The 20,329-nt window shown below is 72.2% G+C and carries 20 protein-coding genes; 6 read left to right on the top strand and 14 right to left on the bottom strand.

Translation table 11 applies throughout. The features are described from left to right. Positions 1-5 precede the first annotated feature (5 nt). Genes ABD401_RS09215 through ABD401_RS09205 form a run of 3 tightly spaced genes read left to right on the top strand, consistent with a single transcriptional unit; the run spans position 6 to position 2,489 of the window. A complete protein-coding gene (locus ABD401_RS09215) occupies positions 6-1,028 on the top strand; it encodes an LLM class flavin-dependent oxidoreductase (RefSeq protein WP_344604256.1) in 1,023 nt (340 codons plus the stop codon). Further along, on the top strand, positions 1,025-1,813 hold the full coding sequence (locus ABD401_RS09210; protein WP_425566088.1) for a FadR/GntR family transcriptional regulator: 789 nt from the start codon (positions 1,025-1,027) through the stop codon (positions 1,811-1,813). Before ABD401_RS09215 ends, ABD401_RS09210 begins: the two co-directional genes overlap by 4 nt. After that, positions 1,800-2,489 (top strand): HAD-IA family hydrolase, encoded by a 690-nt coding sequence (locus tag ABD401_RS09205; RefSeq protein ID WP_344603872.1) that lies wholly within the window; start codon positions 1,800-1,802, stop codon positions 2,487-2,489. The genes ABD401_RS09210 and ABD401_RS09205 overlap by 14 nt, the downstream gene beginning before the upstream one ends. On the opposite strand, the gene ABD401_RS09200 is transcribed toward ABD401_RS09205, so the two are convergent. Genes ABD401_RS09200 through ABD401_RS09190 form a run of 3 tightly spaced genes read right to left on the bottom strand, consistent with a single transcriptional unit; the run spans position 2,452 to position 6,387 of the window. Next, complete coding sequence (locus tag ABD401_RS09200) at positions 2,452-3,609, bottom strand: acyl-CoA dehydrogenase family protein (RefSeq protein ID WP_344604253.1); 1,158 nt, start codon at positions 3,607-3,609, stop codon at positions 2,452-2,454. The two genes, ABD401_RS09205 and ABD401_RS09200, sit on opposite strands and share 38 nt — an antisense overlap. 13 nt (positions 3,610-3,622) lie before the next feature. Then, positions 3,623-5,131 carry a class I adenylate-forming enzyme family protein gene (locus ABD401_RS09195; protein WP_344603870.1) on the bottom strand — a complete coding sequence of 503 codons (1,509 nt, stop codon included), beginning with the start codon at positions 5,129-5,131 and terminating at the stop codon, positions 3,623-3,625. Then, positions 5,128-6,387, bottom strand: coding sequence for an FAS1-like dehydratase domain-containing protein (locus tag ABD401_RS09190; RefSeq protein ID WP_344603868.1), 1,260 nt, complete (start codon positions 6,385-6,387; stop codon positions 5,128-5,130). The genes ABD401_RS09195 and ABD401_RS09190 overlap by 4 nt, the downstream gene beginning before the upstream one ends. Before the next feature lie 64 nt (positions 6,388-6,451). On the opposite strand from ABD401_RS09190, the gene ABD401_RS09185 reads away from it, so the two are divergent. Then, positions 6,452-7,405 carry an acyl-CoA dehydrogenase family protein gene (locus ABD401_RS09185; protein ID WP_344603866.1) on the top strand — a complete coding sequence of 318 codons (954 nt, stop codon included), beginning with the start codon at positions 6,452-6,454 and terminating at the stop codon, positions 7,403-7,405. Position 7,406: 1 nt separating this feature from the next. Beyond that, positions 7,407-8,597: an acyl-CoA dehydrogenase family protein gene (locus ABD401_RS09180; protein WP_344603864.1), complete on the top strand. Its 1,191-nt coding sequence runs from the start codon at positions 7,407-7,409 to the stop codon at positions 8,595-8,597. A 200-nt stretch (positions 8,598-8,797) separates the two neighbouring features. Here the strand turns inward: ABD401_RS09180 and ABD401_RS09175 are convergent, their stop codons facing one another. Next, positions 8,798-9,349: a TetR/AcrR family transcriptional regulator gene (locus tag ABD401_RS09175; protein ID WP_344603862.1), complete on the bottom strand. Its 552-nt coding sequence runs from the start codon at positions 9,347-9,349 to the stop codon at positions 8,798-8,800. Beyond that, positions 9,346-10,362, bottom strand: coding sequence for a hypothetical protein (locus ABD401_RS09170; protein ID WP_344603860.1), 1,017 nt, complete (start codon positions 10,360-10,362; stop codon positions 9,346-9,348). Before ABD401_RS09170 ends, ABD401_RS09175 begins: the two co-directional genes overlap by 4 nt. 79 nt (positions 10,363-10,441) lie before the next feature. Here ABD401_RS09170 and ABD401_RS09165 point away from each other — a divergent pair, with 79 nt between their 5' ends. Continuing rightward, positions 10,442-11,332, top strand: coding sequence for an LLM class F420-dependent oxidoreductase (locus tag ABD401_RS09165; protein WP_344603858.1), 891 nt, complete (start codon positions 10,442-10,444; stop codon positions 11,330-11,332). Here the strand turns inward: ABD401_RS09165 and ABD401_RS09160 are convergent. From ABD401_RS09160 to ABD401_RS09120, 9 genes are all read right to left on the bottom strand, one after another. After that, on the bottom strand, positions 11,308-12,387 hold the full coding sequence (locus ABD401_RS09160) for an NAD(P)H-dependent amine dehydrogenase family protein (RefSeq protein WP_344603856.1): 1,080 nt from the start codon (positions 12,385-12,387) through the stop codon (positions 11,308-11,310). The genes ABD401_RS09165 and ABD401_RS09160 overlap by 25 nt on opposite strands. Beyond that, on the bottom strand, positions 12,384-13,397 hold the full coding sequence (locus tag ABD401_RS09155; protein WP_344603854.1) for a hypothetical protein: 1,014 nt from the start codon (positions 13,395-13,397) through the stop codon (positions 12,384-12,386). The genes ABD401_RS09160 and ABD401_RS09155 overlap by 4 nt, the downstream gene beginning before the upstream one ends. Before the next feature lie 172 nt (positions 13,398-13,569). Next, positions 13,570-14,271: an ABC transporter ATP-binding protein gene (locus tag ABD401_RS09150; RefSeq protein WP_344603852.1), complete on the bottom strand. Its 702-nt coding sequence runs from the start codon at positions 14,269-14,271 to the stop codon at positions 13,570-13,572. Further along, complete coding sequence (locus tag ABD401_RS09145; RefSeq protein WP_344603850.1) at positions 14,268-15,041, bottom strand: ABC transporter ATP-binding protein; 774 nt, start codon at positions 15,039-15,041, stop codon at positions 14,268-14,270. The genes ABD401_RS09150 and ABD401_RS09145 overlap by 4 nt, the downstream gene beginning before the upstream one ends. After that, a complete protein-coding gene (locus ABD401_RS09140; RefSeq protein ID WP_344603848.1) occupies positions 15,038-16,999 on the bottom strand; it encodes a branched-chain amino acid ABC transporter permease in 1,962 nt (653 codons plus the stop codon). The genes ABD401_RS09145 and ABD401_RS09140 overlap by 4 nt, the downstream gene beginning before the upstream one ends. Next, positions 16,996-17,469, bottom strand: a complete 474-nt coding sequence (locus ABD401_RS09135) for a hypothetical protein (protein ID WP_344603846.1) — start codon at positions 17,467-17,469, stop codon at positions 16,996-16,998. The genes ABD401_RS09140 and ABD401_RS09135 overlap by 4 nt, the downstream gene beginning before the upstream one ends. After that, a complete protein-coding gene (locus tag ABD401_RS09130; RefSeq protein WP_344603844.1) occupies positions 17,466-17,747 on the bottom strand; it encodes a hypothetical protein in 282 nt (93 codons plus the stop codon). The genes ABD401_RS09135 and ABD401_RS09130 overlap by 4 nt, the downstream gene beginning before the upstream one ends. Further along, positions 17,726-19,006 (bottom strand): hypothetical protein, encoded by a 1,281-nt coding sequence (locus ABD401_RS09125; RefSeq protein WP_344603842.1) that lies wholly within the window; start codon positions 19,004-19,006, stop codon positions 17,726-17,728. The genes ABD401_RS09130 and ABD401_RS09125 overlap by 22 nt, the downstream gene beginning before the upstream one ends. Then, the coding region (locus ABD401_RS09120; RefSeq protein ID WP_344603840.1) for an ABC transporter substrate-binding protein at positions 19,003-20,329 on the bottom strand (1,327 nt) is incomplete at its 5' end. The genes ABD401_RS09120 and ABD401_RS09125, both read right to left, overlap by 4 nt.

The following is a 20,329-nucleotide window of genomic DNA, read 5'->3' as shown; positions in this document are numbered from 1 at the left end:
AGCCGATGCGCGAGTGGGGCCTGCCCTGGCCCGGTCCCGAGACGGCCACCGCGGCCGAGGCGGCCGGCGCCGCGGCGTTCTGCGCCGGGGAGTTCGCCGACCACGACTCCTACGTCGCCTCGGCGCTGATGGCCGCCAGCACGTCGCGGGCGAGGTTCGGCCCGGGCATCGCGTACGCGTTCACCCGCTCCCCGTTCTCGCACGCCTCGGCGGTGCGCCACCTCGCGAACGTCGCGCCGGGCCGCGTCTTCCTCGGCCTCGGCAGCGGGACGCCGCGGATGAACGGCGACTGGTTCTCGGTCGAGGCGTCGCGGCCCGCGGCGCGGATGACCGACCTGGTGCAGGCAATCCGCGCGTACCTGACCGCGGAGAACGGCGAGAAGATCCAGCACTCCGGCGAGTTCTACTCGATCGACGCGGCGATCGGAGCTCCGGTGCTGGGCAAGCTCGACGTCCCGATCGTCCTCGGCGCGTTCAACCCCGTCATGCTGCGCACGTGCGGCCGCGTCGCCGACGGCGTCCTCGGCCACGGGCTGTTCACCGACCGCTGGTGGGCCGAGACCGTCAACCCCGCGCTGGCGGCCGGGGCGGCCGACGCCGGCCGCGACCCCGCGACCCTGCTGCGCTGGGGCTGGGTGATCACCGCCGTCGACGACGCCGACCCCGACCGCGCCGTGCTCGACGCGCGTCGGCAGGTGGCGTTCTACCTGACCGTGAGAACCTACGACCGGCTGGTCGAGCTGCACGGCTGGCAGGAGCAGGTGGGGGCGATCCGGGCCGCGTTCCGGAGCGGCGACACGGAGGGGATGGCGCGAGCGGTGGACGACGAGATGCTCGCCGCGATCGCCGTCTGCGGCAGTAGCGCGCAGGCCCGCGAGACCCTCGCCGCCCGCACGCATCTGCCCGAGCTCGGCTTCCTCGCGCCGCCGTCGTTCCTGGTCGGCCGTCGACGCAAGGCCGGCTACGAGGCCGCCGCGATCGAGCTCGGCCGCACGCACTGCGCACCGGCCGACGGAACGGGAGGGTGACCATGTCGACGAACTCGTTGGCCCCGCTGATGAGCGCGGGCACCGGACGGTCGCTGCGGTCGCCGAAGACGGCGGAGCTGGTCGCCGCGACGCTGCGCCGCATGATCGTCACCGGGCAGCTCGGCGAGGGCGACTTCCTCCCCCACGAGGCCGAGCTGATGGCGCACTTCGGCGTCTCGCGGCCGACGCTGCGCGAGGCCGTACGTGTGCTGGAGTCCGAGCGCCTGGTCGAGGTGCGCCGCGGCAGCCGGACCGGCGCGAAGGTCTGCGTCCCCGGGCCGGAGATCGTGGCCCGGCCCGCGGGGCTGCTGCTCGAGCTGGCCGGCGCGACCGTCGCCGACGTCTACGCCGCGCGCATGGAGATCGAGCCCGCGGCCGCGCGCCTGCTCGCCGAACGCGGCGGCGCCGACGCGGCCGCCGAGCTCGAGGCGCTGATCCCCGACTCCCCCGAGTACCGCGACGACCCGGCCGCGCTCGCGCGCGCGACCGCGATCTTCCACCGGCGGATGGTCGAGCTCTCCGGCAACACGACGCTCGGCATCGTCGCCGGGATGCTCGACGAGATCACCGAGCGCGCCACGCGGGCCGCGGTGACCGAAGAGGTCGAGGGCCTGTCCGAGACGGCGTTCCGCAAGATGGTGCGGTCCTACGCGAAGCTGGTCGAACTCGTGCGCGACGGCGACGCCCCCGGGGCCGAGGCCCACTGGCGCCGGCACATGCGCGGCGCCGGTGAGGCCCTGCTCGCCGGGCGCGCCGACACCCCGGTGCTCGATGTCCTCGACTGACGGTGCGTCCAAGGTCCCGCCGGTCGTCGTCTTCGACGTGGGCGGGGTCCTCGCTGGTGACCCGTTCGGACCGCTGGACGCGTACTGCGCGAGCGTCGGCATCGCGTCGTCGATGGAGCCCTACTTCCGCGGGGACGCCGACTTCGCCGCTCTCGAGGTCGGCGAGCTCGGTCTGCGCGAGTGGTTCGGCGGGTTCCTGCGCCGGGTCGAGGCCGAGCACGGCGTCCGGCTCGACGTCCAGGCCGTCGCCGCCGCGCTGCGTGAGGCTCGGGCCCTGCGGCCGGAGATGATCTCCCTCGTCGGCGAGCTGATGCAGCATCACCGCATCGCGGTGCTGACCAACAACACCGCCGCCAACGACGACTTCCTCGTCGACATGTTCCAGCGCGGCGCGCCGGGCGGGCTGCCCGCAGGCGCCGTCGACCTGATCTGCAACAGTGCCGCACTGAAGCTGCGCAAGCCCGACCCGGGCATCTACGTCGAGCTGCTGCGCCGTCTGGAGTGCCCGGCCGCCGACGTGGTGTTCGTGGACGACTTCGCCGAGAACCTGCCGCCGGCGCAGGAGCTGGGGATCCGGACGATCCACTTCTCCGACCCGGCGCAGTGCCGCCGGGAGCTCGCCGCGCTGGGGGCGCGCGTCAGCGCGGATCCCCCAGCCCGAGCGAACGCCCGATGATCTCCTTCATGATCTCGGTCGACCCGCCGTAGATCGTCTGCGCCCGCGCGTCCGCGTAGGCCTTGGAGACCGGGTACTCGAGCATGAACCCGTAGCCGCCGTGCAGCTGCAGGCAGCGGTCGATGACCTTGTTCTGCAGCTCGGTGGTCCAGTACTTCGCGCGCGCGGCCTCGACCTCGGAGAGCTTCCCGGCGACGAGCTCGGACACGCAGCGGTCGAGGTAGACCTGCGCGATGCCGACCTCGGTGTCGAGCTCGGCGAGGACGAACCGGCTGTTCTGGAACGTGCCGATCGGGCGGCCGAACGCGGTGCGGGTCTTCACGTACTCCAGCGTCTGGTCGAGGATCTCGCGCGCACTCGCGACCGCGTGCACCGCGATCGAGAGCCGCTCCTCGGGCAGGTTCGCCATCAGCACCGCGAAGGCGCCGTTGACCTCACCGACAACGTTCGCCGCGGGGACGCGGACCTCGTCGAAGTTGAGCTCGGCGGTGTCCTGCGCGCGCAGCCCGAGCTTCTCCAGCTTGCGGCCGCGGGTGAATCCCGGCATGTCGCGCTCGACGGCGAGCAGCGACATGCCCCGGTGCGCGGGGGCGTCCGGGTCGGTGCGGGCGACGACCAGCACGAGGTCGGCGTGGATGCCGGAGGAGATGAAGATCTTGTTGCCCGTCAGGATCCAGTCGTCGCCGTCCCGGACGGCGCGGGTCTGGATGCCCTGCAGGTCGCTGCCGGTGTTGGGCTCGCTCATCGCGACGGCGACGATCAGCTCGCCCCGCGCCGCGGCGGGGAGCCAACGGGCCTTCTGCTCGTCCGTGGTCTGGCGGACGAGGTAGGGCGCGATGATGTCCGACTGCAGCGAGAACGCCGGGCCGCTCGCGCCGGCGCGCACGGCCTCCTCGTTCGCGACGACGTTGAAGCGGAAGTCGTCCACTCCCCCGCCGCCGAACTCCTCGGGCAGGTTGAAGCCGAGCACGCCCTGCTTCGCGGCCTGGACGTAGACCTCCCGGTCGACGATGCCGTTGGCCTCCCACTCGGCGTGATGAGGCGTCACGTGCCGGGCCAAAAACTCACGGCAGGTCTGACGGAACTGCTCGTGCTCAGGCTCGAACAGGGTGCGTGGCAGCACGGGTATCTCCTCAGGCGGGGGCGGGCGCGCCCGCGACCAGCGCCGCCTCCACCATCGCGGTGAGGGCGGTGCGGTCGACCTTCATCGACGCGCTGCGCGGGAGCGCGGGCAGGATCACGACGGCGGTCGGGACCTCGTAGGCGGTCAGGTGGGCGCGGCAGAACTCGCGCAGGTCCTCGGGGTCGGGCGCCTCGACGTGCGGCTCGAGCTCGACGGCCGCGACCGGCACCTGGCCGAGCCGGGAGTCGGGCAGCCCGAGGACTGAGGCCTCGCGGACCGCGGGGTGCTTCATGAGCGCGGCCGCGACGACGACCGGCGAGATCTTGAACCCACCGCGGATGATGACGTCGTCCGCGCGGCCGACGATCCAGACGAAGCCGTCATTGTCGATGCGCGCCAGGTCGTTGGTGCGGACCCAGTCGGTGCGCCCGGCCTGCGGGGTGCGGACCTCGAGCTGGCCGACCTCGCCGGTGGCGGTGGGGGCGCCGTCGGACGTGACCGTGCGGAGGCTGACGCCGGGGAACGCGCGCCCGACGCTGCCCTTCTTCGCGGTGGCGTACTGGCGGTGGTCGGCGATCGACCAGCCGGCGACCGCACCGGAGAACTCGGTGGCGCCGTAGACCGAGAGGATCGGAATGCCGAACCGCGCGGTGAACTCCTCCGACAGGGCGGGGTCGAGCGGCGCGGTGCCGGAGTTCAGCGCGCGGAGGCTGGAGAGCTGTTCACGCGGGACGTCGGCGTCGAGCACGGCGCGGATCGCCGCGGGCGGCAGACCCGTCACCGGCGGCCGGTGCTTCGCCACCGCCGCCACCCAGGCGTCGACCGTGAAGCGCGGAAGCAGGACGAACGGCCGCGCCTCGCACAGGCCCTGGAGCACGCCCCAGAGGCCGCTGATGTGCACCAGGGGCAGTGCCACCAGGCCGGGGCGGCCGGAGAGCAGCGGCTGGTCGGCGGCGGTGCCGCGGGTGTGCGCGAGCGCGCTGGCGAGCGAGACCTCGAGCTGACGGAACGTCAGGGCGATGCGCTTCGGGCTGCCCGTCGTGCCGCTGGTGAAGATCTCGACCGCGACGTCGCCGGGCTTCGCGTCGATGCCCGCGCCGGGTTGGGCCGGCGCAGTGTCGGCGTCAGCGGCGTCGGAAAGCGGGAGGAGCGGCACCCCGGCCAGCGGAGCGGTGAACCCGGGGTCGGCCAGCAGGGCCGGCGGGGCGAGGACGAGGTCGGGCTTCGCGGCGACCGCCGCGGCGGCGACGCGCGGCGCCGGCTGCATGGGGTTGAGCGTGAGAATCGGGCGACCCGAGCCGAGCGTCGCCAGCAGCGCCGCGACCGAGGCCGGCCGGTTGCCGAGGACGACGGCGACGCGGACGTGCTCGCCGGCGGTCGCCGCCTCGATCCGCGCCTCGAGCTGCGCTGCGTGGCGCGAGACCTCGCCCCACGTCCACCACCGGCCCTCGTACTCGACGAGCGGGGCGTCGGCGGGGGCGTCGCGCAGTCGGCGCAGCGCCTCGACGAGGGCTGTCATGCGCTCGTCGAGTTCCGGGCGACGATGCGTGCGGCCCGGCGGCGGAGGTCGTCGTCGGCCTGCGGGAGCACGACCGGCCCGTTCGCGCGCGACGGCAGGACCACCCGGGCCGTGCCCGTCACGGTGTCCTCGCCGCGCTGGTTGGTGCATCTCACGTCGAGCCGGACCTCGCCGGTGGCGGGGTCGGTGGCGGTCACCGTCCCCCGGCAGGTCTGCACGTCGCCGTGGAAGTTGAAGCTGCGGACGCGGATGTCGAGCTCGGCGGCGAAGCCGTCGTCGCCGACCCAGTCGGTGAGCAGGTGCGCGAGCCAGGCGGTGCGCATCTGGCCGTAGTCGTAGGGGGCCGGGATGCCGATCTCCTTGGCCCAGTCCTCGTCCCAGTGCAGGCGCTGCACGACGTTCGGGACGCCGTAGCGGTCCTTGCTGAAGAACGCGGGCATGCGCTGGCGCAGCTGGTGCGCGTACCGCAGCGGACCGCCGCCGTAGCCGACCCAGCCGAACGCCTGGTGGAAGCAGATGATGTCGACGACCGTGAGCGGGCCCTTGGTCAGCGGGGCCAACTCCTCACCCACCGTCACGTCCTCGACGAAGCGGGGGTTCGCGCCCCGGCGCTCCTCGGCGGCGTAGGCGGCCTCGACCTCGGCGAGCGACTCGTCGTCCCAGCGCTGACGCTCCCAGTCCGAGAGCTTGCCGGACTTCTTCGAGCCACCGCGCTCGGCGCTGATGTAGGTCTCGTCGCGCGTCGCGAGCGGTCCGCCGTCGGCGTCGACGTAGAGGGTGCGGTAGGTCTCCAGGACCGACCGACCGCCGGAGAAGCTCGACTGCTTCTCGACGACGTCCTGGGTCCAGGTCGCGCAGAAGACCGGAGCGTCCGGGCGGACCGGCGCGTACCAGGTCCACTTGACGCCGGAGAAGTACTTGCCGACGCCGCGGAACAGACCGCGGAACAGTTCCTTGGTCTCGGGGTCGGTCGGCTTGGGCGTCTCGTCGATTCCGGTGCTGATCAGGTAGGTGGGCGGCGCGATCAGCCCGCGCCAGCGCGTGTGCCGCCCGTAGTCGGGGTCGTGGAACAGCGGATTGTCGTCGCCGATGCCGAACGCGAAGTGACTGATCGACGAGGCGTCGGGAACCTTGTTCCACGGCACGTCACGCTGATAGGCCGGGATGCCGATCTGCCGCCGGGCCCGCTCCACGTCCTCGTCAGTGATCCGCGCGGAAACAGCAGCATCGGGTTCGGTCACGGCAGACGAATCCATACCCTTAAAGTAGGCTGACTTGTCTTACTACGTCAACTAACTCGACGGTCTCCCGGGAGGGTGCATGGCGGGCGACGAACGGACCGAGGAGGGCCAGGCCCTGGCCGAGATGGTTCGGTCCTGGCTGACCCGGTCCGACCCGGTTCCGGCCCTGCGCGCCCGCCTGGACGCGGGGACGTCGGCGTTCGAGCGCGCCGACCTCCGTCCCGCCGCCGAGGCGGGCCTGCTCGGCCTGCTGCTGACCGACGCCGGGGGCACGCTCGCGGACCTCGCCGTCGTGGTCGAGGAAGCCGGCCGCGGCCTGTCGCCGTTGCCACTCGCCGAGCTCGCGATCGCGGCGCGGTTGCTCGAGGAGCTCGGCGACGACCGGGCCGCCGCGGTCGCGGACGGGTCGCTGGTCGTGGTCCCGGTGGCGTCCGCCGAGCCGGTGTGCGGGCTGCCCGAGGCGGACGCGGTCGTGCTGGTCGGGCCCCGGCCGGAGGTCCGGCCGGCCACCGAGCTCGACATCGCCCGGCGCTCGCTGCTCGACCTGAGCCGGTCGTGGGGGTCGGTGTCGTTCCCCGGTCCGCCCGCCGGCCCGTCGACCGGGCCGGTCGTGGACGCGCTCGCGCTGCTGCGGGTTGTCGACGCCGTCGGGGCCGCGGACCGACTGCTGGAGATGACGGTGCGTTACGTCAGCGAGCGGGAGCAGTTCGGCCGTCCCGTCGGGAGCTTCCAGGCCGTGAAGCACCAGGCGGCGGACATGGGGTTGCAGGTCGCGGCGGCGCAGGCGATCACCCGCGAGGCCGCGGCGGCGTTCTCGTGGACGTCGCCGGCGGAACACGCCCGGGCCGTCGCGGCGGCGTGCGCGTACGCCGGGGCGGCCGCGGCGCGGGTCGCGTCGACGGCGCTACAGCTGCACGGCGGCATGGGCTTCACCTGGGAGCACGACGTGCACCTGCTGCTGCGGCGCGCGAAGACCGACGAGCTGCTCGACGGCACCCCCGGCACCCACGCCCGGCGACTGGTGGAGGTCTGACGTGGCTGACTCCTCGAACGCGGGCCTGGAGGCCTTCCGCGCCCGGGTGCGCGAAGTCATCGCGAAGCACGCGCCGGACGTCCCGCCGCGGGCGGGGATCCGCAGCGCCGAGGACGAACGCGAACTGGCCGAGCTCCGGGCCTGGAACCGCGCGCTGTTCGACCACGGCCTGATCGGCGCGGACTGGCCGGCCGAGTACGGCGGGCGCGACGACCACGAGCCGATGCAGGACGTCGTGGTCGTCGAGGAGATCGCACGGGCGCGCCTGCCGCGTCCGTTCAGCGGGGCGACGCTCGCCTCCCGGGCGTTGCTCGACCACGGGTCGGAGGAGCAGCGCGCGCGGTACCTGCCGGGGATCCGGTCCGCGACCGAGCTGTGGTGCCAGCTGTTCAGCGAACCGGGCGCGGGGAGCGACCTCGCGTCGCTGCGGACCAAGGCCGTCCCCCAGCCCGACGGCAGCTGGCGCGTCACCGGGCAGAAGGTCTGGACCACCGACGGGCACTGGGCCGACTTCGGGTACCTGCTCGCCCGGACCGACCCCGACGCCCCGAAGCACAAGGGGATCTCGGCGTTCGTGCTCGACATGCGCGCGCCGGGCGTGACGGTCCGTCCGCTCCGCGAGCTGACCGGGACCGCCGACTTCAACGAGGTGTTCCTCGACGACGTCCCCGTCCCCGCCGACGCGATGATCGGCGCACCCGGCCAGGGCTGGCTGATCGCGAACTCGACCCTCGCGCACGAGCGCGCCGCGGTCGGTGCCGCGGTCGTCGGGCTGCAGCAGGGCGTCGAAGCCCTGACGGCGCTGGCCCGCACCGTGACCCGCGACGGTCGCCCCGCGATCGAGGACGGCGCGGTGGTCGAGACCCTCGGCATCCTCGCGGCGGAGGTCGAGGCCCTCGCGGCCCTCGTCCGCGGCGGCCTCGCCCGCTGGGTCGCCGGCACCAGCCGGATCACCGACGCCCCCTACGCGAAGCTGATGTTCAGCGAGCTCAACCTGCGGATAGCGGAGTTCGGGCTCGAGCTCCTCGGCCCCACCGGCCCCGCCCTCGCCGACGACCCCGCCGCCGTCGAGGCCGGCCGCTGGCAGGACGAGTGGCTCTACGCACGGGCGTACACCATCGCGGGCGGGAGCAGCGAAATAATGCGCACCCTGATCGCCGAACGAGGCCTCGGCCTCCCCCGCTCCCCCTGACCCTCCCCTGGAGATGACATCTCCACCGACGAACGCCGATCCCGAGTGGAGATGACATCTCCACCTCATCCCGCCCCGTTCGTTGGAGATGACATCTCCAACGAAACCAGCCTCCGCCGGTGGAGATGACATCTCCAGTGGGGGTGACACCCTTTCTGGCGCCAGAAAGGGTGTCACCCCCTACTGCGCAGTAAGGGGTGTCACCCTTTCTTCGCATCCGGCAGGGCAAGGGCGGCGAGGGCGCGTTTGAGCTCTCGGGCGGTGGCGCGGAGCCGGGCGGCGGGGAGGGTCTCGTCGCCGAGGCCGAGGAGGCCCTCGACGATCGCGCGGACCGCGAGAACCTGGGCCGGGGTGGCGCGGGCGAGCAGGGTCGACCAGAACTCGCTCAGGGTGTCCTGGACGCCGGAGAGCTCGGCGAGCTCGGGGTGCCGGCGGACGTCCTGCTCGATCACCGCGAAGAACCGGGCGACGCGGGGGTGCTCGCGGCGCAGGACGCAGACGACGTCGAGGATCGAACCGAGGCGGCCGTCCATCGTCTCGGCCGTGTCGGCGGCGGCGCGGAAGCGGCCGACGACCTCGGCGTAGGCGGTCTCGGCGACGGCTATGTACAGCCCGGCCTTGTTCTCGAAGTGGTGGTACAGCGCCGGGGCGGTCACGCCCGCGTCGGTGAGGATCGCGCGGACGCTCGCCCCGGCGTACCCGGCGGCGCTGAAGTGGTCGGCGCCGGCACGCAGCAGCGCGTCGCGGCTCACCCGCGCCCGCGGGTGTCGAGACCCTCGGCGCGGATCCGCTCGGGGAAGAACTCGATCCAGCAGAAGCCACTGTCGAGCGGACGGTCGTCCCCGACGCAGCGGACGATCACCGACTGGGACTGGTACCCCGCCCACCGCGCCTCGGCGAAGCTGGTGAACCGGCCGCCCTCGGCGCCGACCATCGAGTACCTCACGCCGTCGATGTCGTACTCGGCGTCGACGATGAAGCCGTCGGAGTCGAGTTCGAACTCCACCCCGACGCGGTCGGTCTTCGCGACCAGCTCCCCGTTCGCGAACGTGGCCGCACCCGACCAGCCCTGACGGCCCTTCACGAGGACGCCGTACTCGATGGTTCCGTCGCCGAGCTTGTTGGCGAACACGCCCCACGCGAGCTCAAGGTCGGTGAAGTACCGGTACTCCTTCCACTCCTGGCCGGCGGCGAAGTACCCGTGGTCGAGGCCGATGAAGCCCTCGCACGCCTTTCCGTCGATGACGCCGGTGACCCAGTAGATCTGCGTCGTGTAGAACAGCGGCTCGTCGCGCGCGGGCATGTAGTGCTGAAAGCCGGGACCCTGCAGCGGACCGGAGAGCTCGAACAGCTCGCCCTCGTTCCAGACCAGGTGCTCGTCGTCGAGCTCGATCGACATCGGGTGGCTGGTGATCCCGAACTGCGGCGCGAGCTTGTGCATCAGGTGATTCGTCCAGCGGCGGCGGTCCGGCTCGATCAGCCGCAGTGCCTCACCGCGCGAGGCGTTCAGCGCCTGCGGGTGCAGCGCGATGTGGCCACTCTCGTTCGACATCATCCAGAGCCCACCGGTCATGGGCCCGCAGAACTTGCGCTCGAGCATCCAGGTCTTGCCGTCGGAGTCACGCAGACCGCCGTACAGGTACTGGCTCTGCAGCGTCAGGCCGTGGCGCAGGTCGCCGGGGTGCAGGTCGCGGAGTTTGGGGTCGTAGGTGTCGACCACCGCCTGGAACGAGAAGTCTCCGTAGCGGGGGTGGGAGCCGGACATCGGGCCTCCAAGGAACACGGGACGTGTTATAACGATCGTTATATTGCTCCGGACGTCCTCCAGGATCAAGGCTTCGCGGATGAGATTCACCGTCGACTACCCCGTCTCCGCCCCCGGCTACGACCCGGCGATCCTCCGCCCGGAGGGAATGGCGACGATCGCGCGCACCGCCGACGAGCTCGGCTACGGGGCGCTCGCGTTCACGGACCACCCCGCCCCGTCGCAGAAGTGGATGGACGCCGGCGGGCACGAGTCGCTCGACATCTTCAGCGCCCTCGGCTTCTGCGCCGCGCACACGACGCGCATCAAACTGATGACGTACCTGCTCGTGCTCCCCTACCGGAACCCGTTCCTCACCGCGAAGGGGCTGATCACGCTCGACCTGCTCTCCGAGGGCCGCGTGATCGCCGGGGTCGGGACGGGCTACCTCCGCTCGGAGTTCCGGGCCCTCGGGGCCGACTTCGCCGTGCGGAACGCCCTCTTCGACGAGGCGGTGGAGGTGCTCCGCGGCGTCTTCCGGCAGTCGCCGTTCAGCTTCGAGGGCGAGCACGTGCAGGCGTCCGACGTCGCCGCGCTCCCCCGGCCCGTGCAGCCGGGCGGGCCGCCGCTGATCGTCGGCGGCGCGAGCCGCGTCGCCCGCGAGCGCGCGGCCCGGCTCGACGGCTGGACGCCACTGATCACCACCCCCGAGGAGGCGGCGTCGATCCGCTCACCGCAGATCTCGACGGTCGAGGAACTCGGCCGGCAGATCGCCGAGGTGCGCGAGGCCGCGGGCCGGGACCTGTTCCTCCAGACCCACACCCCGCAGACGGCGTACCTCAGCGGCGGCTTCTCGGTCGAGGAGCACCGCGACCACCTCGGCCGCCTCGCCGAGGCGGGGGTCGGCCACTTCGTGGTTCGTCCGACGGGGGCGAGCGTCGAGGCCGTCGTCGACGAACTGCACACCTACGCGGACACGTTCTTCGGCTGACGAGGCATCTGACTCCGCGTCGGAAGGTCGACGTTCGTCCGCAGACCCGGCGCCGCGGCCACCACGAGCGGAATCGCGTGCACCGCCCGCATCGCGGTGCCGAGGACGCCCTGGTCGGTGGGGTCGAGCCCTTCACCGCCGAGGGACATGGTCACGTCGACCTCGGGGGTGCCGCCGATCCGGATCCGCGTGGTCCGCCGACCGGGGTCGACCGGCTGGGTCCATTCCGGCCCGACGTCGTCGAGCAGCCGGTACGTGTGCTCGACGACCAGACGCGGCTCGCCGGCGACGATGCCCTGCACCTCGAAGTGCAGCGCGGCGATGTCGTCGGGGCCGTAGCGACCGGCGGCGACCTCGAATTCCCGACCCGCGGCCGCGACGTGCCGCACCTCCCGGACGTCGTCGAGCTCCAGGCCCAGACCGTCGGCGAGCAGCCGCATCGTCCCGGTCCATCCCCGCGCGATGTGGCCGGGCCGGTAGGTCTCCCCGTCGCTGCGGATGTCGTTGCCGAGCCCGGAGCGCCACTTCGTCCGGTAGCTCGCGACGTTCATCGCCTCCGCGACACGGACCGACCGCACGTCCCGGCACAGGCTCGCGAACTGCAGCACAAGAACGTCCGCTGTGAACCCGGGCTCGATGCCGGTACAGAGGAACGAACTGCCCCCGGCGACGCAGGCCTCCTGCAGCCGCGCCCGGACCTCCGGCCCCGCCCCGTCGGGGTGAACCAGCATCGGCATCGTCGTCGCGACCACGTTGACGCCGCGGCTCAGCAGCGCACAGAGTTCGTCGATCACCTGCGGACCGCGGTCGCGGTCGTGGTCCATGTACAGGACGCAGTCCGGCCGGGCCGCGAGCACGACCGAAGAGTCGTCGGTCGCGAGCACGCCCGTCGACCCGGCCCCGGAACGGCGCTTCGCCAGGTCGGCCGCGTCGCGGCCCACGTTCTCCGGCCGGCCGACCTTGAGGGCGACCAGTGCCAGCGTCGAGTCGTCGAGAATCGCGCCGAGGGCGAGGGACCCGACGTTGCCGGTCCCCCACTGCGCGACGCGGATCATCGCCGGCGGTCGAGCCCGTTGAGCGGCATCGTCTCGATCCAGGCGGTCGAGGAGACCGGCGTCCGGGCGTCCCCGACGCGGCGGACCGACCCGGCCTGCCCGTGGTACGCGTCCCCGCGGGCCTTGGCCATCGAGCGCATCTGCCCGCGCTCGACGGCGGTGAATTCCCACTCGGTGTCCTCGACGAAGTAACGCGCGACCTTCACGTAGCCGTCGGCGTCGAGGTGAACCTCCGCGTCGGCGCGGTTGGACTCGACGATCGGCCCGTCCTGGTCGGAGACGACGCCGAAGCCCCAGTGCTCCTTGCCGATGCACAGGCCGCCGGTCTCGTACGAGCCGTCGTCGTAGAAGTTCACGAACGCGACCCACGCCTGCTCGACGGCGTTGAAGATCGGTCCGTTGTTGTACACCTGCCCGATCGGGCCGTAGAAGCTGTCCATCGACATGTAGCCGCGAACGGACCGACCCTGCACCGTGCCGGCCGCCTCGAACGACTGCGCCGCGTAGAAGTTGCCGCCGCGCTCGTCGATGTTCGGGGTGTACCACTGGTAGCCGAGGCGCAGACGGCGGCCCTCGATACTGAGCAGGTCGCCCTCGGTCCAGCTGAACCCGTCGTCGCGGATCTCGATCCGGAACGGCCGGCTGTACGGGGTCTCGGCGGCCGCGATGACGAACGAGGACTCGTCCTCGGCGAGGTTCCACTTCACCCCGACGCCGCGGTGCGAGGCGAGGAACGCCTCGGGCGCGATCTCCATGTTCTCCTCGCCCACGTTGGAGGAGAGCTGGAGTCCGCCGGACAGCTCGGTGACGACCTTGCGGATCGGGGCGATGAAGTTCCCCTCGGTGTCGTTCAGGCAGGCGAAGAAGTACGTTCCCATCGGCGAGAGCCCGAAGTACTCCCGGTCGAGGTAAGCGTCCCGGGCCGCGAACTCGTACGTGCACGCCAGCGCGCGGAAGTTGAAGTTCCCCCGCCGCTTCGACGGCCACCGCCACGTCTGCTGCGCGCCCACCTGTGCTCCTGTCCTCGGCCGAGTCTGCAAATTATCTCCACAGTTGGCCGAGGGCAAGGGGCCGTAGGCAGATCCCGAGACTCCATGGAGATGACATCTCTTATGCAGGTGCACTGGAGATGTCATCTCCAGTGCAGGGGGGATGCACAAGAGATGTCATCTCCAGTGCAGGTCAGGCCGAGGCGCCAAGGTAGCTGGAGGCGAGGGCGTCGGCGTCGAGCTCGTCGGGTTCGCCGCAGAAGACGATGCGGCCGCGGTCGAGCATGTAGACGTGGTCGGCGATGGCGAGGGCCTTGGTGACGTACTGCTCGACGAGCAGGAGGCTGGTGGAGCCGTCGGCGACGAGGCGGTCGAGGAAGGCGAAGATCTCGTCGACGACGATCGGGGCCAGGCCCATCGAGACCTCGTCCAGCAGCACCACCGACGCGCGGGAGACGTACGCGCGGGCGAGGGCGAGCATCTGCTGCTCGCCACCGGACATCGTCCCGGCGATCTGCGACAGCCGCTCCCCCAACCGTGGGAAGGCGTCGACGGCACGGTCGAGAGCCTCGCGCTCCTCGCCCGGCCGCGCGAACATCCGCAGGTTCTCGCGGACGGTCAGCGACGGAAACACACTGCGCCCCTCGGTCACGTGGCACAGCCCGGCCTGGGTGAGCTCGGCGCTGCTGAAACCGGTGACGTCGCGGTCGTCGACGAGCAGCTGGCCCGAGCGCGGCGCGAGCAGACCGGACGCGACGCGCAGCAACGTCGTCTTGCCGGCGCCGTTCGGGCCGAGCAGCGCGACGACCAGACCCGACGGGACGACCAGCGACGCCTCCCGCAGCGCGACGGTCTCGCCGTACCCGGCGGTGACGGAGCGGAGCTCGAACCTCATGGCGTGCCCGCCGTCTCGACCTCGCCGAGGTACGCGCGACGCACGATCTCACTGGCCTGCGTCTCGGCCGGTGTGCCGGCGAAGATCATCTGACCGAAGTCGAGGACGTGGATGTGGTCGCAGATCGACATCACCAGCGGCATGTCGTGCTCGACGATGAGGATCCCGACTCCGCGCTCCTCGACCGCCTGGCGCAGGATCTGCCCGAACCGCTCGGTCTCGGACTCGTCGAGGCCGGAGGACGGTTCGTCGAGCAGCAGCAGGCGGAACTCCCCCGCCAGGACCCGGGCGAGCTCCAGCAGCCGACGCTGCCCCGTGGACAGCAGCGCCGCGCGGGTGTCGGCGAGACCGGAGATCCCGCACGCCGCGAGCGCCTCCTCGGTCCGGCGCCGGACCTCGCGCTGCTGCCCGGCCCCGGCGAGGAACTGGCGCACCGGATTGCGGCCGATCAGTCGCACCTCCGCACCCAGCGCAACGTTCTCACGCACCGTCAGGTTCGCGCAGACCTGCACCTGCTGGAACGTCCGCCCCAGGCCCGCCCGCGCGCGGGCGGCGGCCGACTCGCGGGTGACGTCACGGCCGAAGAGGTGCACCGTCCCGGAGACGGGGCGCAGCAATCCGTTGACGGCGTTGAACGTCGTCGTCTTGCCCGCGCCGTTCGGTCCGATCAGCCCGGTGACCCGGCCGAGCGGAGCGCTGAACGTCGCGTCGGCGACGGCGACGTTCCCGCCGTAGGCGATGCGCAGCCGTTCGACCTCCAGTCCGCTCACGACCGCCGACCTCCCACCAACTCGCGCTCCTCGGACGACCGGGCCGCGCTCGGCCACGGCGGGGTCCAGTTGCCCCGGGCGGCGGCGGGCCCGTGCGCCACCCGCGGCGCCCGCTCGGCGGCCTCGCGCCGGAGCCAGGCCGACAATCGGTCCCGGTTGGCGATCGTCAGACCGGCGACGACGGCCAGCACACCGAACACCAGCGTCTGCGCCTCGGCGTCGAACGAGGTGGCGTACCCCGGCACGATCGAGAAGAACACCGCGGCCAGGACTGTGGTGAGGATCAGGCGGGTGCCGGCGATCGCGCAGATGCCGAGCACGGCGACCAGCAGCAGCGACTGGATCGGGTTGAAGCTCGTCGCCGACACCGTGTACTGACTGCTCATCAGCGCGCCACCGACACCGGCGAAGAACGCCGAGACGCAGAACAGCAGCAGCCGGGTGACGTTGACGTCGAGCCCGAGCGTCCCGAGCATCGTGGGGCTCTCCGCCAGCCCGCGGAGCAAACGGCCGAACCGACTGCGGTTGACCGCGACCAGCGCGGCGACGGTGAGCACGGCCACCGTGAGGGCGACGTAGTAGTGCCACTTCTCGTTGGTCTGCGCCTCGATCGGCCCGACCTGCATGCGCTCGGCGGAGGCGGACAGGTCCTGCCCGAACATCCAGGACGTCGGGTACACGACGTACTGCATGAAGATGCCGAAGCCGAAGGTCACCAGCGCGAGGTAGATGCCGGAGAAGCGGATCGCCGGGATCGCGATGATCGCGCCGATCGGCACCGTGAACAGGCCGGCGAGCAGCAGCGCGAGCACCCACGGGACGCCGTTGCCGGTGAGGTGGGCCATCGTCGTCGCGCCGAGGGCCGCGAAGGTGATCTGGCACAGCGACATCTGGCCCGACGTCCAGATCAGCAGCGCGAGCGAGCCGAAGAGGCAGACCGAGCTCATCGCGTCGATCCACACCGGCAGCCGGGAGCCGACCAGCGCCGGCACCAGCAGCAGGAACACCAGGCCCGCGATCCCGAGGCCGGCGGACATCCGCGGGTTCAGCGGCCGCGCGGCCGAGGCGAGGGGTTGGGGCAGTGTGCGCGTCCCCGGCAGCATCCGCACGGGCACGACGAGCAGCACCGCCATGAGGATCAGGAACGGCACCGCCGGCGGGATCTGGTTCAGCGGGAACGAGGTCAGGAACCGCGTCGCCAGCGCGGCCGCGACGCCGACGACGAGACCACCGACGTAGGTCATCGGCAGGCTCTTGAACAGCCCGATCGCGCAGCCGCCGAACGCCTGCACGACGAGCAGTGTCAGTAGCGTCGCGTCGAGCCCGAGCACCGGCGCGAGGAGGATGCCGGAGAGCGACGCGAAGCCGGACCCGATCATCCACGCGACGCGACGGACCCGCGCCGGCGTCTGGCCGGTGAGCCCGACCAGCGATGGGTTGTCGACCACCGCGCGCATCGCGACCCCGAGACGGCTGGTGCGCAGGAACAGGAACAGTCCCACCGCACCGGCGAGCGCGATGCCCGCGGTGATCATCTGGCCGTAGCTGATGACGACACCCGAGACCGCCGGCCCGTCCTCGGGGAGGAACTGGTCCGCCTGCCGGATCGTCGCGCCGTAGATCTGGTTCAGCACACCGGTGACGGCGAGGAACAGACCCACCGTCACGATGACGCCGATCGCCGCCGGCGCGGCGCCGAGCGACCGCGTCAGCAGTTCGAGCAGCGGGCCCCCGATCAGCGCGAACGCGGCGACGGTGAGCACCATCGCCGGCGGCCACGGCATCCCGTGCGTCGTGTGCAGCGTGTAGAAGCAGAAGGCGCCGCCGGCGGCGATCGCGCCGTGACCGAAGTTGAAGACGCCCGAGGTCCGGTAGGTCAGCACCAGGCCGAGGCCGGCGAGGGCGTAGAGCGACCCGGTCACCAGGCCGGTGATGAGGAACGGCAGGACGCTGCTCATCCGGCGACCCCCGGCCGGCAGAGCTCACACGGAGTCAGGTCGCCCACCGCCGCCACGGCCTCGACGGGCTTGCCCGCCACCATCGGGCAGGTCGGCCGGTGGACGCGCCGGCTGCCCGGCCGTGCGACGAGCGCGACCTCGTCCTCGACGACGACCGCCCGGCGGTCCCGCGGCACGCCGAGCACCGCGCGGCGCGCAAGGCCGACCGCGCGGCGTCCGCGCAGCAGGAACAGCCCGTTGCACACGCCGGCGAAGATGACGCCGACGATTCCGACCTTGAGCCAGTCGACGCCGGCGTTCAGCGTCAGGGCGTCGCTCGACCCGAGCCACCCCACGACGATCAGCACGAGCCCGACGGCGTTGGCGCCGACGACGAGGGCCAGGTCGGTCCGCGCCCACAACCCGCCCACGGGTGCAGCGTCGGCGGCCCGCCGGACGGCGGCCCGGGTGCCCACGGCGACCGTCGTCATTCGGCCTTGGCGCGCAGGTCGGCCCGAATGTCCGCGTGGATGTCCTCCAGCTTGCGCCACTCGTCACGCAGATCGGCCGAGATCCACAGCGTCCCGGCGACGCCGAGGGCGAAGATGCCGAACAGGCCGCCGGAGGCGACGTAGGGGATCTGCTCGGTGGGCAGCGTGGCGTCGGAGACACCGGCCCAGCCGAGGATCAGCGACACCAGTCCGATCAGCGCGCACGCGACCGCGGCCGCGCGATCCCACTGGGTCCTCAGCCACCGGACGAGGTCCATGGCGCCCTCACTCCTCTCAGCCGAACCACCTGGGCGACCACGAACGCAGACAGGCCCGCGACCACGAGAAACACGTAGAGACCGCCGATGTCGAACGCCCCTTCCCACCCCGCGAGCAGCGCGGCGACGTCGGCGTCCGACATGCCGACCGCGCCGACCGGCACGAGCGGCACGGCCGGGACGCCGCCGGGGACCACGCCCGGCACGGCCCCGGGAAGCGCGCCCGGGGCGACGCCGAGGTCGGGCGTGAGACCGTCGGTGCTGGGCAGCTGACCCGGCGTCACACCGCCGCTCGGCGTCTGGGCGGTACCGGGGGCGTAGGCCGGAGCGGCTTGGCCGAGCAGCCGGGCGGTGGACTGCCCGAGGATCAGGTTGTACGTGCCGGTGCCCGCCGACGGGTTGGCCGGGTCCACCGGGAAGCTGCCGGTGATCACCAGCGCGGGAGCGATGACGGTGTCCCCGACCTCCTGGGCAGCCATCGTCATGAACGAGATGCCGAGCGGCTTCAGCAACGGGTCGACGGCCGGACCGAGCGAGAACGGCGACGTGCCCTCCCCCGGCGTCCCGGTCGGCGGGGTGACGGCCGTCCCGGCGACGCTGACGTTCGTGACCGAGAGGTCCGAGTCGGAGACGAGCTTGCCGGCAGCGGTCAGGGTCCGCGTCGCGGTCGAGGTGATGCGCCCGATCGTGACGGGACCGAGCGTCAGGCCCTCGACGATCGAGGTCGCCGTGGAGACGACCGAGCCGTCCTCGAGCCGGGAGACGGAGGCGTCGGACTTCACGAGCACACCGCGCAGCGCGGTCGCGTCGCGGCCGACACCGACCGCGGCGGAGGACGTTGCCGCGTCCTCCCCCACCCGGGCGCGGATGGCGTACCCGTCGGCGGAGAGCTCCTTCTCCGGATCGGTGGTGCTCGCCTGCACCGCGAACGGGTACTCCGGCAGCTCCTGGTTGATCTGCCCGAGCCCGGCGACGAGCCCGGGGACGCCGACGAGGAACTGACCCGGGTCCGGCAGGGCCGCGTAGCCCGTTCCCCCGCCGAGCGAGGTGAAGGCCGCCTGGGCCGTGGGGCCGCCGCCGTCGAGGACGGTGTCCGCGCCGGGGGCCCCGGGGATCGACTCGTTGACCCGCAGCCCGTACGCCGACGAGCTGCCGTCGAACGACGCCGACGCCGCGGCGGCCGTCGGCAGCAGCTGCGTCCCGACGCCGACGACGAGGCCACCGGCGAGCAGGACACCGGCCAGCCGACGGCCCCTCACTTGCACGTCCACTTGCTCGCGGTCACCCACGCGCCGTTGCGGATCGTGGTGCTGGCCCAGCACACGAACGGCTTCGGGTTCTCCCCCGGCGTGAAGGTCAGAGGGGCCGTCATCCCGCCGGCGTCGAACTTCTTCACCTTGTACATGGAGGCGAGGATGTCCGCGCTCGTCAAGGCGTCCTTGGCCGGGAAGAACTGCGAGGCGTGCTCCAGCATCTTCGCCGACACCCACCCGACGGGGGTCTGGCCGGAGCGGTCGAGGCCCGGCGCGAACCGCGCCAGGACCGACGTCATCTCCTTCACGCCCGGGATCGACGGGTCGGTGAACGGCGCCACCATCAGCCCCTGGAAGAACCCCTCAAGGTTGGGGTCGCCGGTCATCGACGGCGTCACCCCGGTGCCCGGCGTGAGGACCTGCGGCTTGTACTGCACGGACGCACAGGAGCGGGCGAGCCGGTGGACGCTGTTGGCGTCGAGGACGACGTACAGCCCCTTCACGCCGGCGTTCTTCGCGGCGACGCACGCCGATGTGTAGTCCGGCTGCGTGATCGAGACTCGCCCGGTGTACTTCAGCGTCAGACCGAACATGTCGGCCAGGCTCTTCGTGTTGTCGGCGAGGTAGGTGCAGGCGGCGATCTCCTGGCACGACAGCACGCCGAAGTTCGCCTTCGCCTCCGGGCTGAAGCTCGTCGACACGGCACCCACCGTGGCCTGGACGCTGTACTTCCCGCTCGAAGCCTGCGGGAAGAAGTTCGGGTGGTTGTAGACCATGTCGTAGGACGTGTCGGTCCCGATCACCGGAATCTTCTTGGCCACGAGGTACTTCTCGCTGCCGCTCCAGGACAGCGCCGGGTTCATCTGCACGAACGCGACGACGCCGTCCCGCTCGACGAGCTGCTGCACCTGCGCCGCGTGCTTCGCCGGGCTCCCGCCGTCGTCGGCCACGAGGTAGCGGACCTGATGGCACGCCAGACCACCGGACGCGTTCACCGACGCCACCCAGGCCGACACCGCCTTGGGGCCATTCATCGTCACTGCGCCGGCGATGCCCGACTGCTGGCCGACCGAGCCGATCACGATCGGCTTCTCGGTACCGGTGCACTGCCGGCCCGATCCGCCGGCGGTCGCCCCGGCGCCGGGCTGCGCCTTCGTCGTCGCAGCCGGCTTCGGGCCGCCGGCGTTCGGGTTCGCGCCGGGAGCGGTGGTGGCGACGGCACCGGGCGCGGTGGTCGTCCCCGGGGCCGGCGCCTCTGGGCCGCCGGGCTGCTGGGGCTGGGCCGGGGTGGTCCCCGGGTCGGTGACGGCGCCGGGCGCGAGGGGGCTC

The organism is Sporichthya brevicatena (genome assembly GCF_039525035.1).
Classification (GTDB): domain Bacteria; phylum Actinomycetota; class Actinomycetes; order Sporichthyales; family Sporichthyaceae; genus Sporichthya; species Sporichthya brevicatena.
The sequence above is the reverse complement of the archived record's forward strand: the minus strand, read 5'-3'. Positions and strand labels throughout refer to the sequence as shown.

Excerpts from the sequence above, each read along its gene's own strand:
- ABD401_RS09215 (WP_344604256.1), top strand. The coding sequence starts at position 6 with ATGCGCGAGTGGGGCCTGCCCTGGCCCGGTCCCGAGACGGCCACCGCG.
- ABD401_RS09205 (WP_344603872.1), top strand. The coding sequence starts at position 1,800 with ATGTCCTCGACTGACGGTGCGTCCAAGGTCCCGCCGGTCGTCGTCTTC.
- ABD401_RS09195 (WP_344603870.1), bottom strand. The coding sequence starts at position 5,131 with ATGACAGCCCTCGTCGAGGCGCTGCGCCGACTGCGCGACGCCCCCGCC.
- ABD401_RS09190 (WP_344603868.1), bottom strand. The coding sequence starts at position 6,387 with ATGGATTCGTCTGCCGTGACCGAACCCGATGCTGCTGTTTCCGCGCGG.
- ABD401_RS09185 (WP_344603866.1), top strand. The coding sequence starts at position 6,452 with ATGGCGGGCGACGAACGGACCGAGGAGGGCCAGGCCCTGGCCGAGATG.
- ABD401_RS09170 (WP_344603860.1), bottom strand. The coding sequence starts at position 10,362 with ATGTCCGGCTCCCACCCCCGCTACGGAGACTTCTCGTTCCAGGCGGTG.
- ABD401_RS09165 (WP_344603858.1), top strand. The coding sequence starts at position 10,442 with ATGAGATTCACCGTCGACTACCCCGTCTCCGCCCCCGGCTACGACCCG.
- ABD401_RS09160 (WP_344603856.1), bottom strand. The coding sequence starts at position 12,387 with ATGATCCGCGTCGCGCAGTGGGGGACCGGCAACGTCGGGTCCCTCGCC.
- ABD401_RS09150 (WP_344603852.1), bottom strand. The coding sequence starts at position 14,271 with ATGAGGTTCGAGCTCCGCTCCGTCACCGCCGGGTACGGCGAGACCGTC.
- ABD401_RS09140 (WP_344603848.1), bottom strand. The coding sequence starts at position 16,999 with ATGAGCAGCGTCCTGCCGTTCCTCATCACCGGCCTGGTGACCGGGTCG.
- ABD401_RS09135 (WP_344603846.1), bottom strand. The coding sequence starts at position 17,469 with ATGACGACGGTCGCCGTGGGCACCCGGGCCGCCGTCCGGCGGGCCGCC.
- ABD401_RS09130 (WP_344603844.1), bottom strand. The coding sequence starts at position 17,747 with ATGGACCTCGTCCGGTGGCTGAGGACCCAGTGGGATCGCGCGGCCGCG.